The sequence below is a fragment of the Pseudomonas sp. S3_E10 genome, from assembly GCF_054667615.1.
On the sequence record NZ_CP162743.1, the window covers coordinates 1,760,553 to 1,774,172 of the forward strand.

Annotated in this window: 13 protein-coding genes and 1 other RNA gene; 4 read left to right on the forward strand and 10 right to left on the reverse strand. The window is 60.9% G+C overall.

Features of this window, described 5'->3' with window-relative positions; translation table 11 throughout:
• Positions 1–2 precede the first annotated feature (2 nt).
• The 9 genes from mraY to rsmI all read right to left on the reverse strand — a co-directional run bounded on the left by mraY (position 3) and on the right by rsmI (position 9,050).
• A complete protein-coding gene (gene mraY, locus AB4N98_RS07860) occupies positions 3–1,085 on the reverse strand; it encodes a phospho-N-acetylmuramoyl-pentapeptide-transferase (RefSeq protein ID WP_003171875.1) in 1,083 nt (360 codons plus the stop codon).
• Positions 1,085–2,455 (reverse strand): UDP-N-acetylmuramoyl-tripeptide--D-alanyl-D-alanine ligase, encoded by a 1,371-nt coding sequence (locus AB4N98_RS07865; protein WP_065877273.1) that lies wholly within the window; start codon positions 2,453–2,455, stop codon positions 1,085–1,087. Before AB4N98_RS07865 ends, mraY begins: the two co-directional genes overlap by 1 nt.
• Positions 2,448–3,911 (reverse strand): UDP-N-acetylmuramoyl-L-alanyl-D-glutamate--2,6-diaminopimelate ligase, encoded by a 1,464-nt coding sequence (gene murE / locus AB4N98_RS07870; protein WP_017526175.1) that lies wholly within the window; start codon positions 3,909–3,911, stop codon positions 2,448–2,450. Before murE ends, AB4N98_RS07865 begins: the two co-directional genes overlap by 8 nt.
• Entirely contained in the window at positions 3,911–5,653 is a 1,743-nt protein-coding gene (locus AB4N98_RS07875; RefSeq protein ID WP_175404190.1) for a peptidoglycan D,D-transpeptidase FtsI family protein, read from the reverse strand. Before AB4N98_RS07875 ends, murE begins: the two co-directional genes overlap by 1 nt.
• Entirely contained in the window at positions 5,653–5,946 is a 294-nt protein-coding gene (gene ftsL, locus AB4N98_RS07880; RefSeq protein ID WP_004371991.1) for a cell division protein FtsL, read from the reverse strand. The genes AB4N98_RS07875 and ftsL overlap by 1 nt, the downstream gene beginning before the upstream one ends.
• A complete protein-coding gene (gene rsmH, locus AB4N98_RS07885; RefSeq protein WP_017526173.1) occupies positions 5,943–6,890 on the reverse strand; it encodes a 16S rRNA (cytosine(1402)-N(4))-methyltransferase RsmH in 948 nt (315 codons plus the stop codon). The genes ftsL and rsmH overlap by 4 nt, the downstream gene beginning before the upstream one ends.
• Positions 6,887–7,342: a division/cell wall cluster transcriptional repressor MraZ gene (gene mraZ, locus AB4N98_RS07890; RefSeq protein WP_003171868.1), complete on the reverse strand. Its 456-nt coding sequence runs from the start codon at positions 7,340–7,342 to the stop codon at positions 6,887–6,889. Before mraZ ends, rsmH begins: the two co-directional genes overlap by 4 nt.
• A 354-nt stretch (positions 7,343–7,696) precedes the next feature.
• Positions 7,697–8,049: RNase P RNA component class A (gene rnpB / locus AB4N98_RS07895), an RNA gene on the reverse strand.
• 95 nt (positions 8,050–8,144) lie between these two features.
• On the reverse strand, positions 8,145–9,050 hold the full coding sequence (gene rsmI, locus AB4N98_RS07900) for a 16S rRNA (cytidine(1402)-2'-O)-methyltransferase (protein WP_017526172.1): 906 nt from the start codon (positions 9,048–9,050) through the stop codon (positions 8,145–8,147).
• Between the two features lie 176 nt (positions 9,051–9,226).
• Here rsmI and AB4N98_RS07905 point away from each other — a divergent pair, with 176 nt between their 5' ends.
• The 4 genes from AB4N98_RS07905 (at position 9,227) to AB4N98_RS07920 (ending at position 12,673) form a co-directional block, all read left to right on the forward strand.
• Positions 9,227–11,038, forward strand: coding sequence for a penicillin-binding protein activator (locus tag AB4N98_RS07905; protein WP_017526171.1), 1,812 nt, complete (start codon positions 9,227–9,229; stop codon positions 11,036–11,038).
• A complete protein-coding gene (locus AB4N98_RS07910; RefSeq protein WP_017526170.1) occupies positions 11,038–11,409 on the forward strand; it encodes a YraN family protein in 372 nt (123 codons plus the stop codon). The genes AB4N98_RS07905 and AB4N98_RS07910 overlap by 1 nt, the downstream gene beginning before the upstream one ends.
• 92 nt (positions 11,410–11,501) lie before the next feature.
• Complete coding sequence (locus tag AB4N98_RS07915) at positions 11,502–12,095, forward strand: phosphoheptose isomerase (protein ID WP_007904374.1); 594 nt, start codon at positions 11,502–11,504, stop codon at positions 12,093–12,095.
• Complete coding sequence (locus AB4N98_RS07920) at positions 12,092–12,673, forward strand: BON domain-containing protein (RefSeq protein WP_017526169.1); 582 nt, start codon at positions 12,092–12,094, stop codon at positions 12,671–12,673. The genes AB4N98_RS07915 and AB4N98_RS07920 overlap by 4 nt, the downstream gene beginning before the upstream one ends.
• Positions 12,674–12,741: 68 nt before the next feature.
• On the opposite strand, the gene AB4N98_RS07925 is transcribed toward AB4N98_RS07920, so the two are convergent.
• Positions 12,742–13,515, reverse strand: coding sequence for an OmpA family lipoprotein (locus AB4N98_RS07925; protein WP_017526168.1), 774 nt, complete (start codon positions 13,513–13,515; stop codon positions 12,742–12,744).
• Positions 13,516–13,620: the final 105 nt, after the last annotated feature.

The window sequence follows — 13,620 nt, forward strand, 5'->3', positions numbered from 1 at the left end:
TTCTACCTCAGTTTCAGGGTGGCAAGGCCAACCAGTACCAGAATCACGGTGATGATCCAGAAACGGACAATCACACGCGGCTCGGGCCAGCCCTTGAGTTCAAAATGGTGGTGAATCGGCGCCATGCGGAACACGCGACGCCCGGTCAACTTGAAGGACGCCACCTGGATGACCACCGACAGGGTTTCCATCACGAACACACCGCCCATGATGAACAACACGATTTCCTGGCGAACGATCACCGCGATGGTGCCCAGGGCCGCGCCCAGCGCCAGTGCGCCGACGTCGCCCATGAAGACTTGTGCCGGGTAGGTGTTGAACCACAGGAAACCCAGGCCGGCACCGATCAGCGCGCCGCAGAACACAATCAGCTCACCCGCGCCCGGTACATAGGGGATCAGCAGGTACTCGGCGAATTTCACGTTACCCGACAGGTAGCAGAAGATGCCGAGCGCACCGCCCACCATCACTGTCGGCATGATCGCCAGGCCGTCGAGCCCGTCGGTCAGGTTGACCGCGTTGCTGGAGCCGACGATCACAAAGTAGGTCAACACCACGAAGCCGATGCCCAGGGGGATGCTGGCGTCCTTGAGCATCGGAATGATCAAAGTGGTTTCCACGGCGCTCGGCGCGGTGGTGTACAGGAAGATCGCGGCGGCAAGGCCGAACACCGACTGCCAGAAGTACTTCCAGCGGCTCGGCAGCCCCTTGGAGTTTTTCTCGATCACCTTGCGGTAGTCATCCACCCAGCCGATGGCGCCGAACAGCAGGGTCACCAGCAACACCACCCACACGTAGCGGTTGTGCAGGTCGGCCCACAGCAAGGTGCTGATGCCAATGGACGACAGGATCAGCGCGCCGCCCATGGTCGGGGTGCCGGACTTGGACAGGTGCGACTGCGGGCCGTCATTACGAACCGATTGACCAATTTGCAGGTTCTGCAGGGTGCGGATCATCCACGGCCCTAAAAACAGCGACAGCGACAGCGCGGTCAGCACACCCAGGATCCCGCGCAGGGTCAGGTACTGAAAGACCGCGAAGCCTTTGTGGAACTGTTGCAGATACTCAGCCAGCAGCAGCAGCATTAATGTTTCTCCGTACTTGAGCCACACAAGGCTGCGACGACGTTTTCCATCACCGCGCTGCGCGATCCCTTGATCAAAATGGTTGTGTGTTTGTCGTGTTCGGCGGCCGTCAGCGCCTCGATCAGCTCGGCCTGGGTGGCGAAATGCTGCGCACCGGGGCCGAAAGCGTTGACGGCGTGCGCCATGTTCGTGCCGACCGCGTAGAGGGCGTCGACTTTACCGGCGGCATACGCGCCGACGTCACGATGGCCTTGTTCGGCCCAATCGCCCAACTCACCGATATCGCCCAATACCAGCACCTTGCGTCCGGCAAAGCTGTTGAGCAGATCCACGGCGGCGTTTATGGAAGACGGGTTGGCGTTGTAAGTGTCATCAATCACGCGCATGCCGTTGCTCGATAGCTGCGCCACGGTGCGCCCCTTGACCGGCTGCACCGCACCCAGGCCCGTCGCGATACCGAACAGCGACACGCCCAAGGCATGGGCGGCGGCGGCAGCGGCCAGGGCGTTGGCGACGTTATGGTTGCCGAGCAGGTTCAACTGCACGTGCTCGTCACCTTGCGGGGTGTGCAAGGTGAAGGACGGGCAGCCACGGGCGTCGACGGTGATGTCGCCGGCATGAAAGTCGGCGGCCGCGTTCGACACGGCAAAGGTCAGGACCTTGCGACCGGCGGCGCGTACACGCCAAGTCTCAAAGGCCTTATCGTCGAGGTTCAGTACGGCGGTGCCCGAAGCGTCGAGGCCTTCAAGGATTTCGCCCTTGGCTTCGACGATTTTTTCCGGGCCACCGAACTCACCGACGTGGGCGGTACCGGCATTGTTGATGATCGCCACGTGGGGCTTGGTCAGCGCCACGGTGTAAGCAATTTCGCCGATGCGCGAAGCGCCCAGTTCGATCACTGCCGCGGTATGTTCCGGGGCCAGTTCGAGCAGGGTCAGTGGCGCGCCGAAATCGTTGTTCAGGTTGCCACGGGTCGCAAGCACCGGGCCGCGTGTGCGCAGCACACCGGCGAGCAGTTCCTTGACCGTGGTCTTGCCGCTGGAGCCGGTGACGGCTGCAACCGGCTTGGCGAACGCGGCGCGGTTCAGCGCACCCAGCCGGCCCAGGGCCAGGCGGGTGTCGGCGACCAGCAATTGCGGCAAGGCGGAGTCAGGCACTTCACGCTGCACCAACGCACCGACGGCACCTTTGGCGGCGACATCATTGAGGTAGTCATGCCCGTCGAAACGCGGGCCGGCCAGGGCGACGAACAGCTGCCCCGGCTGAATGTTACGACTATCAATACTCACGCCATTAAAGGTGCAGTCGCTCGACAGTACGCGGGCCGACAGCGCCTGGGCCAGTTCGCTGAACGTCATCGCCTTAAGCATGGGCCACCTCCCAGGCGGTCAAGGCGTTAGCGGCCTCGACCAGATCGGAGAAGGCATGACGCTCGCCGTTGATTTCCTGATAGTCCTCATGGCCTTTACCGGCCAGCACCACCACATCGTCAACGCTGGCGCTGGCGATCAGTTGGGCAATGGCAGCCCCGCGACCGGCAATAAAAGTGGCCTTGGACACGTCTTTGAAGCCCGTACGGATATCGTCGAAAATCCGGCTCGGGTCTTCGCTGCGCGGGTTGTCGTCGGTGACGAGGACGCCATCGGCCAGACGCTCGACAATCTCGGCCATCAGCGGGCGCTTGCCGCGATCGCGATCACCGCCGCAACCGAACAGGCAAAGCAGTTTGCCTTTGGCATGTGGGCGCAGCGCTTCGAGGACTTTTTCCAAGGCGTCCGGGGTGTGAGCGTAATCGACCACCACCAGCGGCTGCTTGCCGCCACCCAGGCGTTGCATGCGACCGGCCGGGCCTTCCAGTTTCGGCAACACCTTGAGGATCTCGTCGAGGGCGTAATCCAGGCCGAGCAAGGCGCCTATGGCGGCAAGTACGTTGCTCAGGTTGAAACGACCGAGCAAGGTGCTACGCAGGTGGTGTTCGCCCTGGGGCGTGACCAACGTGGCGCGTACGCCCTCGTCATTGAACTGGGCTTCGCGGCAATACAAGTACGCGCTGGAATCCAGCAGGCTGTAGCTGATCAGGCGCGCTTCGCTGTCTTCGGTGGCCAACTGGCGGCCGAACGCGTCATCCAGGTTGACCACCCGGCACTTCAGGTCATTCCAGGCAAACAGCTTGGCCTTGGCGGCGGCGTACGCCTCCATGGTGCCGTGGTAATCCAGATGGTCGCGGGACAGGTTAGTCACCACTGCCACGTCAAACGCCAGGGCGGTGACACGACCTTGATCCAGACCGTGGGAAGACACCTCCATGGCAACGGCCTTGGCCCCGGCCTTTTTCAGGTCGGCCAGGGTCGCTTGCACGGCAATCGGGTTCGGCGTGGTGTGCAGGCCGCTTTGCAGCGCGCCGTAGAAACCGGTGCCCAGGGTACCGACAATGCCGCAATGCTGGCCCAGCAGGTCGAGAGCCTGAGCGACCAATTGGGTCACGCTGGTCTTGCCGTTGGTGCCGGTCACGCCCACCAGATTGAGGTGACGGCTCGGCTCGCCGTAAAAACGCCCGGCGATGTCGGACAATTGCTTGGCCAGGCCCTTGACCGGAATCAACGGCACGTCGGTGATCGGCAGCACGGTGGCGCCTTCAGCCTCATAGGCCACCGCCGCCGCGCCGCGCTGCAGGGCATCGGCGATGTGCGCACGGCCATCGTACTTGCCGCCCGGCACCGCCAGGAACAGGTCACCGGCGCGCACATTACGGCTGTCCAGGGTCAACTCGCGAATCAGCAGATCGCGGCCGGCATGGGCAAATATCTTATTCAGGCTAAGAGACATCAGCCGCGCCCTCCATTGGCTTTGACTGCAGCGGCCGGAGGTACGGCGTTCGCTTGTTGGGTCGGCGGCAGGTTGTCCGGCGTGATGTTCATCAGGCGCAGGGTGCCGGACATCACTTTGCTGAACACCGGCGCCGATACCAGGCCACCGAAGTAACCGGCCTTGCTCGGCTCGTCGATGACCACGACGATGGCGTAGCGTGGGTCGCTCATCGGGCCGAAGCCGGCGAACAGCGAACGGTAGGAGTTTTCGGCGTAGCCCTTGGTGCCCACCGAGGTTTTACGCGCGGTGCCGGACTTGCCTGCCACGTGATACGCCGGCACCTGGGCGCGGAACACACCACGTGGCGCTTCGATCACTTGTTGGAGCATGCCCTGCATGGTCTTGGCGACGTTTTCCGGAATCACCTGGGTGGCTTTCGGCGCTTCGTCGACGTGAATCAGGCTCAACGGCACCATGCGGCCATTATTGGCCAATACCGAAAAGGCATGCGCCAGTTGGATCGCCGTCACCGATAGGCCGTAACCGTAGGAAAGCGTGGCGGTCTCGGCTTTTTTCCAGTCGCGGTAGTTCGGCAGGTTGCCGACGCGCTCACCGGGGAAATCCAGACCGGTGGGCTGGCCCAGGCCGATTTTTTGCGCCAGGTGGTAGATGGTCTCGCCACCGATATCGAAGGCAACCTTACTCATGCCCACGTTACTGGAGTTGATCAGGATACCTGTCAAATCCAGCACCGGGCCTTCGGTGCGCGACACGTCACGAATGGTGTACTTGCCCAACTGCAAGGTGCCTGGATACACCTCGACCTTGTCGCTGGGTTTCCAGCGTCCGGTTTCCAGGGCGGCACTCATGGAGATCGCTTTCATGGTCGAACCCGGCTCGAACACGTCGATCATGGCGCGGTTGCGCATCATCGCCGGTTGCAGGTTGCGACGGTTGTTCGGGTTGTAGGTCGGCTGGTTGACCATGGCGAGGATCTCGCCGGTCTTCACGTCCATGATCACCAGGCTACCGGCCTTGGCGCCGTTCTCGATGATCGCGTTACGCAACTCGCGGTTGGCCAGGTATTGCAGGCGCAGGTCAATCGACAACGCCAAGGGTTTGCCGGCCTTGGCGTTCTTGGTGACCTGGACATCTTTGATCAGCCTGCCGCGCCGATCCTTGATGACTTGTCGCTTGCCGGGCACTCCGGCCAGCCATTCATCGTAGGCCAGCTCCACACCTTCGCGACCGTGGTCATCGATGTCGGTAAAGCCGACCATATGCGCGGTGGTTTCACCGGCCGGGTAGAAACGGCGGAATTCCTCGATGCCGTAGACACCGGGCACTTTAAGGTCGAGCACTTGCTGGCCTTGTTCAGGGGTCAGGCCGCGAACCAGGTAGATGAATTCTTTATTGGCCTGGGCTTCCAGGCGCTCGGCCAGGGCCTTCGGGTCTTGCCCAAGAGCGGCAGCGAGCGCTGGCCAGCGATCCTTGGCCACTTGCAGTTCCTTGGCATTGGCCCACAAGGTGGTGACCGGCGTACTGACGGCCAGGGGCTCGCCGTTACGGTCGGTGATCAGGCCGCGGTGCGCGGGAATGGGAATATGCCGCAGGCTACGGGCGTCGCCCTGGCCGATCAGGAAGTCGCGGTCGACCACTTGCAGGTCGACGATCCGCCAGGCGATCGCACCCACCATCAATGCCAGCAAGCCGAGCATCAGACGGAAACGCCACGGGTACAGTGCGCCTTCGAGTTTCATCATGGCGCCACCATGCGAACGTCGGCCGCGCCCGGAATGTGCATTTTCAACTGTTCGGTAGCCAGCACTTCGATACGGCTATGGGCCGTCCAGGTGCTTTGCTCCAGGATCAACCGCCCCCATTCCGCCTGCGCCTTGTCGCGCACGCTCAGTTCCCCGTACAGGGTGTTGAGCAACTGGCGGTTATAGTGGGCGCTGTAGGACACCGCAATCGCGGACACCAGCACGCCGACAAACAGCAGCAACATAAAGAAGCTGCCGCCCGGCAGGGGTTTGGCGAAAAGCTTGCTCACCGCAACTTCTCCGCGACACGCATGACCGCGCTACGGGAACGTGGGTTGGCCTTCAGCTCGGCTTCGGAAGCGAACTGTGCCTTGCCATGGATTTTGATTTTCGGCACAAAGGCCTCGAAACGCACCGGCAAGTTGCGCGGCAGATTGTCGGACTCGCCCTTGACCAGGCGGCGCATGAACAATTTGACGATACGGTCTTCCAGCGAATGGAAGCTGATCACCACCAGGCGACCGCCCACTTCCAGCGCCTCGAGGGCGGCTTCGAGGCCAGCCTCCAGATCGCCCAATTCATTGTTGACGTGAATGCGCAGGCCCTGAAACGCACGGGTCGCGGGGTTCTTGCCCTTTTCCCACGCGGGGTTGGCGACCTTGAGCACTTCGGCCAGGTCGGCGGTGCGTTCGAACGGTTGGGTCTCGCGGCGCTCGACCACGGCGCGAGCCATGCGGCCGGCGAAACGCTCTTCACCGTATTCCTTGAACACACGGGCGATTTCTTCCACCGGCGCGGTGGCGATAAATTGCGCGGCACTCACACCACGGGTCGGGTCCATGCGCATGTCGAGCGGGCCGTCGTTCATGAAACTGAAGCCGCGCTCCGGATCATCAAGCTGTGGCGAGGACACGCCCAGATCGAGCAAAACCCCGGCCACCTTACCCGCCATGCCACGCTCGGCCACTTCGGCACCCAGCTCGGCAAAGCTACGCTGCACAACGACAAAGCGGCCGTCTTCGGCCGCTAGCGCTTGCCCGGTGGCAATCGCTTGGGGGTCTTTGTCGAACCCGAGGAGTGTTCCGTCGGGCCCGAGCTGGCTGAGTATCAACCGGCTATGCCCGCCCCTGCCGAAAGTGCCATCCAGATAGCAGCCATCCGCGCGCACGGCGAGAGCCTCAACGGCTTCGTCAAGCAGTACGGTGATGTGGTTAAAGCCGCTATCAATAGTCACAGAATCAAATCACGCAGTTCATCAGGCATGGCGCCCGGTTGTTGAATAGCCGCCAGGTCAGCTGCAGAAACAGCATCCCAGGCATCTTCGTCCCACAATTGGAACTTGTTCAGTTGGCCGACCAGCATTGCGCGTTTGTCCAGCTTGGCGTACTCGCGCAGACGCGGCGGCACCAGGAAACGACCACTGCCGTCGAGCTCGAGGTCGACGGCATTACCAATCAGCAAACGCTGAAGACGGCGGTTTTCTTCACGCAATGAAGGCAGGGCGCGCAACTTGGTTTCAATCAACTCCCACTCATCGAGCGGGTAAACACATAAACAAGGGTCAACGGCATCGATGGTGATGATCAACTGTCCGGAACTTCGCGAAATCAGCTCGTCACGATACCGGCTCGGCATGGCGAGACGGCCTTTTGCATCGAGACTGATAGCGTTAGCTCCGCGAAACACAGATGCGCTTCTCCAAATTTTAGCGTTTTACGTTCAAAAAACCCACTTTGTGCCACTTTCCGCCACTTGCGCACACTATAGGAATGCGCCCACCACACCGTCAAGGCGCGGATTCAAGGAAAAGCCTTACAGAACGGAGATTTAGGAGCGTAAAAGGAGGAGAAACCCGAGTTCGACGTAGTTTTTGACCCTGCAAACACAAACAACTCAAAGCGCTGTGACTCGAAGTTAAAGTGATTTATTAAGAGTAAGATTTTTTTGGTATTACGAAGATGCATCTGCCAATGATTTGGCAGGGAGGGATTCTTGCGTTACTACCGGTTTTCTGCCCGAGAGTCGAGCAGAAGGAAAAAGGTGGAGAGTCGATCTGTAAGCCGGGTTCTGTCTTGAACAGTCATTCGTCTACGATGGCCATCACTGGACACCTTTAGCAACCTACCCGGTCCCAGCGCGGGCCACGCCTTGGGACCCTATTTGGTCTTGCTCCAAGTGGGGTTTACCTAGCCACGAACTGTTGCCAGTCGTGCGGTGCGCTCTTACCGCACCTTTTCACCCTTACCGGCACCGAAGCGCTTAGGCGGTTATTTTCTGTGGCACTTTCCGTAGGCTCACGCCTCCCAGGCATTACCTGGCACTTCGCCCTATGGAGCCCGGACTTTCCTCCCCCCCTAATTTTCATAGAGGGCAGCGACTGTCCAATCGACTCTCCGCCGCGCAGGTTAACGGCACGACGGCCTCAGGACAAGTATTAAAGTGCAGCATGGCCATCACGTTCAGACGTAATACCGCTTTAACCTCGGAACTATTCAGCTTTCTGTTTATCCAGCGCCACTTGATACAACACATTCTTGCGCAGACCGGTAATTTCCGCCGCCAGGGCCGCCGCACGCTTGAGGGGCATTTCCTTGAGCAGCAGATCCAGAATACGCATGGCCTCGCTGCCGACGGCGTCTTCAGCCTCCGGCGCCGTCCAGCCGGCCACCAACACTACGCACTCACCGCGTTGCTGATTGCTGTCGCCCTCGACGAACGCGCGCAACTCCTCCAGTGGCAGGCCCTTGAGGGTTTCAAAGGTTTTGGTCAGTTCACGCGCCAGCAACGCCAGGCGATCGCCGCCAAAAACCAATTCCATGTCCTGCAGACATTCCAGGATACGGTGCGGGGCTTCGTAAAAAATCAACGTGCGTGGCTCTTCCTTTACCGCCTGAAGACGTGCGCGCCGCCCCACTGCCTTGGCCGGCAGGAAACCTTCGAAAATAAACCGGTCGGACGGCAGGCCCGCCGCCGACAATGCCGCGATAAGCGCGCACGCACCCGGAACAGGCACTACATTGATACCCGCGGCCCGCGCCTGGCGAACCAAGTGATAACCGGGGTCTGAGATCAGCGGCGTGCCCGCATCGGAAATCAGCGCCACATCGTCACCGGCCAACAGGCGCACGATAAAACGACTGCCTTCTTCGCGCTCGTTATGCTCGTGGCATGCGGCCAATGGCGTACTGATACCAAAATGCTGCATCAACCGCTGGGAGTGGCGCGTGTCTTCCGCCGCGATCAATTTAACCTCGCGCAGCACTTTCAGCGCCCGCGCACTGATGTCGTCCAGGTTGCCAATGGGCGTCGCCACGACAAAAAGCGAGCCTGCAGTGGAATTCAAAGGACCTGGAGCAGTCAAAACGCACACCTCGATGGTTGGCAAAAGCGGCATTGTAGCGCGCAGACGCCTTTAAAAAATGCCATCACGGCCGATGCCTTTTCAGCCGTTGATCACTGACAGCAACATTTGCACGACCTAAATCGACGGTTTCACGCCAGTAACATCGCGCCTGGGCCAGTGCTTGGGTACACTTCCACGCTAATTTGATCGGTATCAGGAACACTTACATGATCGCTTGCCTGCGGCTGCTCTCCGCCCTCTGCCTCGCTGCCTTACTGGCCGCTTGCGCCAGCTCGCCCTCGTCCAGCCTTGGCGACCTTCCACGGACCCCGGACGCCAGTATCGAGCAACTGCTCGAACAGGCCACTACCGCCAAGACGCCAGAAAAGGCTGCATTGCTGCGCCTGAGTGCGGCGGACCTGGCCTACAAACAGAACAACCCTGGCCGCTCGTCGCAGATTCTTGCGCAGGTGCCTCTGGATACCCTCAAGCCGGCCGCGCAGGTATTTGCCAGCACCCTGGCTGCCGAACTGGCCATGGCGCGCAACCAGCCCAAGGCGGCGCTGACCGCCTTGAACCATCCGAGCCTGCAAAACCTCAAGGATTTGCCGCCGGAACAGCAGATTCGCACCGCCAGCGTGCATGCCCGTGCCTATGAAGCCGACGGCCAGACCCTCGCCGCGGCGCGTGAGCGTGTCGCCATGGCGCCATTGCTGACCGGCGATGCCGCCAAGAGCAACCACGAAACCATCTGGACCTTGATTGCCGCCCTGCCTGCCGAACAGTTGCAGGCCAGCGGCAACCCGGTGCTGGACGGCTGGATCACCCTGGCCCAATCGATCAAGGGCGCCGGCACGCTGGAGCAACAGCAGGCCGCTATCGACACCTGGCGTGCACAGAACCCGGGGCACCCGGCGGCCGTGCAACTGCCCACTCCGCTGACCAAGCTCAAGGAACTGGCCAGCCAACCACTTAACAAGATCGCCCTGCTGCTGCCACAGGATGGCCCGCTGGCCTCTGTCGGCAAAGCGCTGCGCGAAGGCTTCATGGCGGCTCACTACCAGGCTGAACAAGCCGGGCAGAAACCTCCGGTCATCGAGTTCTATGACAGCTCACGCCTGAACTCCATCGACGAGTTCTACGCCAAGGCCCAGGCCGCCGGCGTGCAGTTGGTGGTCGGCCCGCTGGAAAAACCATTGGTCAAGCAACTCAGCGCGCGCGCTCAGTTGCCGATCACCACCCTGGCGCTTAACTACAGCGAGACCGATCGGGGCCCGGCGCAACTGTTCCAGTTCGGCCTGGCCGCCGAGGATGAAGCCCGCGAAGTCTCGCGCCGTGCCCGTGCCGACGGCTTGCACCGCGCCGCTGCCATGGTGCCGCGTGGCGAATGGGGTGAGCGCGTCTACAGGGCGTTCCGCCAGGACTGGGAAGCCAATGGCGGCACCGTGGTCGGCGTAGAGTACGTGGATCAGCCGGTTGCCCTGGCCCAACAGATTGCCGACCTGTTCCAACTGCGTAAAAGCGAAGGTCGCGCCAAGAGCCTGCAAAACACCGTCGGCACTGACGTAGCGGCGCAGCCGTCGCGTCGCCAGGACATCGAGTTCATCTTCCTGGCCGTCACCCCGCAACTGGCCCAGCAGATCAAGCCGACCCTGAACTTCCAATATGCAGGTGACGTACCGGTGTACGCGACGTCCCACGTATTCAGCGCCAGCGGTGACAAAAACCAGTACCTGGACATGACCAACGTGATGTTCTGCGAAACCCCTTGGCTGCTTAACACCACCGACCCGCTGCGCAACCAGGTTGCCGCACAATGGCCACAAGCCAATGGCAGCCTCGGCCGCCTGTACGCGATGGGTGTCGATGCCTACCGCCTGGCACCACGCCTGGGCCAGCTCAAAGCATTGCCGGACACCCGTGTGGATGGCCTCTCGGGCAACCTGGGCATCAGCGCCAACCAACGCGTTGACCGCCAGATGCCATGGGCGAAGTTCGTCGGTGGCGATATCCAACGTCTGCCGGATACCCCGCGCTGATGCCCGAGCGGTCCAGCGCACAAAGCGGCAAGGATGCCGAACTGCAAGCGCTGAACCACCTGCAACGACAGGGTCTGCGCCTTCTGGCGCAGAACTGGTTGTGTAAACGCGGCGAGCTTGATCTGGTCATGCTTGACGGCGATACAGTAGTATTCGTCGAAGTCCGCTACAGAAAACACGCACAATGGGGTGGCGCGCTCGCCAGTATCGACGGGCGCAAGCGTCAAAAGCTGATACTCGCCGCGCAGTTTTTTCTGCAAAAAGAGCATCGCTGGGCCGATTCCCCCTGCCGTTTCGACGTGGTTGCCATAGAAAGCACACCGTCAGGCAACGCTGATCTGAACTGGCTCAAAGATGCCTTCGACAGCTGATTCGCCGGACATCTTCACCACACACTTTTGCTCTTTGCTTTGCGGGCTGCACATTCCTGTGCCAAACAGCCGCGCTACTTAAGGTCACACAGATGGACATGCAATCCCGAATTCGCCAGCTTTTCCAGGCCAGTATCGACACCAAGCAACAGGCGATGGACGTACTTGCACCGCACATCGAGCAAGCCAGTCAGGTCATGGTCAATGCCTTGCTAAACGAAGGCAAAATGCTCTCGTGCGGCAACGGCGGTTCGGCCGGCGACGCCCAGCATTTCTCGTCCGAGCTGCTCAACCGCTTCGAGCGTGAGCGCCCGAGCCTGCCGGCCATCGCCTTGACCACCGACTCGTCGACGATCACCTCGATCGCCAACGACTACAGCTACAACGAAATCTTCTCCAAGCAGATCCGCGCCCTGGGCCAACCAGGCGATGTGCTGCTGGCGATTTCCACCAGTGGCAACTCGGCGAATATTATTCAAGCGATCCAGGCCGCACATGATCGCGAAATGATTGTCGTAGCATTGACCGGACGCGATGGCGGCGGCATGGCTTCGCTGCTGCTGCCCGAAGATGTCGAGATTCGCGTCCCGGCCAATGTCACCGCACGTATTCAGGAAGTCCACCTGCTGGCGATCCACTGCCTGTGCGATCTGATCGACAGCCAACTGTTTGGGAGTGAAGAATGACCGTTAACCGCCTCGGCCTCTTGGCCATTACGCTGTGCCTCGGTATCAGCGGCTGCAGCACGGCAATCACTGCGACACGTGACACCCCTATTCAGGATGACAAGGGCACCCGTACCTTCGGCAGCAAGATTGACGACTCATTGATCGAAACCAAGGTTGAAGTCAACATCGCCAAAGCCGCAACGGACCTGGGCAACGGTGCATCGCGCATCGTCGTAACCAGCTTCAACGGCGTGGTACTGCTGGCTGGTCAAACCCCGCGCGCCGACCTCAAGGCCCAGGCCGAACAAGCCGCCGCTTCGGTGCAGCGGGTCAAGAAGGTCCATAACGAACTGCAAGTGATGGACCCGATCACCCTGTTGGCCATCAGCAACGATGCGCTGCTGACCACCAAGATCAAGGCGCAGATGCTGACAGACAACGCCATCCCCGGCTCGCGCATCAAAGTCGTCACCGACAACGGCATCGTCTACCTGATGGGCCTGCTGACCCAGGCCGAAGCCACCCGCGCCGCCAACCTGGTGCAAGGCGTGTCCGGCGTACAGAAAATCGTCAAAGTGTTCGAATACATCGATTGATGTAACCGACAGCCACAAAAAAGGGCGCCGTGCATTGACTGCACGGCGCCCTTTTTTGTGGCCAGCGTTTATTGATACTGCTGGTACGGGTTGCCCTGGAACTGATTGTTTTGCTGAGGTGCCTGCTGCTGGCCCGACGGCTGGCCGTATTGCTGGCCAGGGATAGGGCCAAGGTTGACCTCTACGCGACGGTTCTGCGCGCGGCCATTGACGTCGGCGTTGCTGGCAATCGGGTTGTCCGGGCCGGCACCGCGAGCACTCAGGTTGGCGCCGTTCACACCTTGGGACGTCAGGTAGTTGGCCACGCTCTGCGCACGACGCTGGGACAGGTCCATGTTCAACTGACGGCTACCGGTGCTGTCGGTGTAGCCGACGATCTGGATCGTATTCTGGTTGAACTGCTTGAGGGAGTTGGCCAGGTTGTTCAGCGGCTGGTAGAAGCTGCTGGAGATCGCGTCCGAGTTGGTGGCGAAGGTGATGTTGCCCGGCATGATCAACTTGATCTGGTCGCCCTGGCGCTGCACTTCAACCCCGGTGTTGGCCATGCTTTCGCGCAGCTTTTTCTCTTGCTGGTCAGCGTAGTATCCATAACCGGCCGCACCTGCACCAGCAACAACGGCACCGATCAGCGCGCCCTTGCCACGGTTGTTATGGTCGATGGCCGCACCAGCCAACGCACCCGCCAGGGCACCGAGCCCACCGTACTTGGCGGTTTTGCTCATACCGCCGGATTCGTTATTCGCCTGTCCCTGGCTGCTGCCATCATAAGGATTAGGTGAAGCGCAGCCGGACAACATGGCTACGGCGGTGGCGACAACAAGCAGACGACGCGGAGTGAACATTAAGGTGAGCTCCTACTTTTGCATTCTGTGGTGCAGAGGACAATTGGCAATGGACCTGTGCGCAGTTTTGAACACGACAAACGGCAAAGATTCCGTTGGCGCGCG